This window comes from Lactiplantibacillus dongliensis (genome assembly GCF_005405105.1).
GTDB lineage: Bacteria > Bacillota > Bacilli > Lactobacillales > Lactobacillaceae > Lactiplantibacillus > Lactiplantibacillus dongliensis.
Window position 1 is genome coordinate 1 of sequence record NZ_BJDK01000068.1, and the last position, 1,705, is coordinate 1,705.

The window sequence follows — 1,705 nt, forward strand, 5'->3', positions numbered from 1 at the left end:
GGCGCGGCTCCGTGTCAAGTAGACAATCAAATAATTAAAATTGTTATGCAATTTTCTTGACGGCATGATTTCGGTATTCCACCGGGGTCATGCCTTTTAGTGTTGTTTGGCGGCGAGAATTATTATACCAATCCATGAAGTCCGCTACTAAATCAGTAATCTCTTTCAATGATAATGGTCGTTCAAAGTCAAAATATTCGGTCTTCATATGGCTCCACAAGCTTTCCATCGGACTATTGTCACCGGGAGTTCCTGGACGAGACATACTATGTGTCACACCGGAACCGGCTAAGGCTGTGTTGTATTGACCAGATGTATAACTGGATCCTTGATCACTATGAATAATTGCCGGTTTTACGCCGTTATTGGCCTTTAAGGCCGCATGAAACGTATCGGTCACCAATGTTGCTGTTTCAGTTTGCTCAATTCTCCAACTGATGACACTGTGATCGTAAAGGTCTTTGATGGCACTAACGCGTATCTTGCCAATATTCTTAATGCCATATCGCAATTCACTACAATCAGTTACCCAGACCTGATTGGGCTGGTCAGGGTGGAAGTCATGTTTGGTATTTGCCATCAAAAGTTTATTTCCAAGAATAAACTCCTTATGTTCGGCCTTACGGTCATGCTTAGCGACCAGAATTGAGGCTACGATATGATGTTTCTTCATCAACCGTCGAATCTTACCATGACTAACATGAAAGTCAGTTTCTTTGTTTACGTAGGCAACCAAACGTTTCACCCCGAAGATATAATGGTGTGCCTCTTCTAGTTTTCTGATGTAATCGACAATCGCTTGATCTTCAATCTCTCGTTGGCTTGGCCGTCGGTTAAGCCACTTATAATAGGCAGCTCGTGACACACCCAGATACTTACACATAAGCCCAATTTCAGTGGGCTCGTGCTGTGCTAGTGCTTCTTTAGCGAGTGCTTGAATGGCACGATATTTTTGTTCTGAGCGGCATCCATCCTTTCCAATTCCTTCAGTTTTTTTAGAAGCTTATTCTCCTTTGATAAGTGGGCAATTCGCGCTTCCAGTGCCTTAACTTTGAGCTCTTGTTTTTCTGTCTCGGTCAATTGAGGTTTATCGGACTTATCTTTACCACGACGATCCTGCAATGCCTCTGGACCGCCTTGCTTAAACTTTTTTACCCAAGCATAGACTTGTCCGTAAGATACTTGGAATTGATTCATGGCGCCACTGTAATCTAAGTCATTGGCGATAACCCATTGTGCAATCTCAATTCGTTCCTTCTGCGTTGTCTTTCTACCAGTTTTCATGTTCCTAGCCCTCCTAGTGGTGTTCAATGATTTACCACTAGTATACAGGTTCACCCACTGATAGATAACACTGACATTGGGGACATTAAATTGTTTCGCTAGTTGGGGATACGAAGTATTCCCGGCTAGATACAACTTGACCACTTTCAACTTGAATTCCACAGAGTATTGCCGTAATTTTCGCCGTTTCAGACCATCTGTACCTTCTGCTTGATACCGTTCTATCCATTGCTTGACTTGCTCACATTTCACCCCGTACTGTCTTTCAATTTGAAATGCTGTCAGTCCTTGTTCCACTAGGTGAATATAGCCAAGTTTCTCTTCAATGCTGTACCGGGATCCTTTTCTCCCCATACAAAAACTCCTCTCTAAGTAAACAAGCTTTAATTATTTGCTTGTCTACCCATAGAGGAGTATAGCC

Annotated in this window: 2 protein-coding genes; both read right to left on the minus strand. The window is 42.8% G+C overall.

Annotation, left to right across the window (positions count from 1 at the left end; genetic code table 11):
- Positions 1-43: 43 nt before the first annotated feature.
- The gene (locus tag FFM80_RS14405) at positions 44-982 is read right to left on the minus strand and encodes an IS3 family transposase (RefSeq protein WP_137641426.1); all 939 of its coding nucleotides are present in this window, start codon (positions 980-982) and stop codon (positions 44-46) included.
- Entirely contained in the window at positions 913-1,638 is a 726-nt protein-coding gene (locus FFM80_RS14410) for a helix-turn-helix domain-containing protein (protein WP_137641427.1), read from the minus strand. The genes FFM80_RS14405 and FFM80_RS14410 overlap by 70 nt, the downstream gene beginning before the upstream one ends.
- Positions 1,639-1,705: the final 67 nt, after the last annotated feature.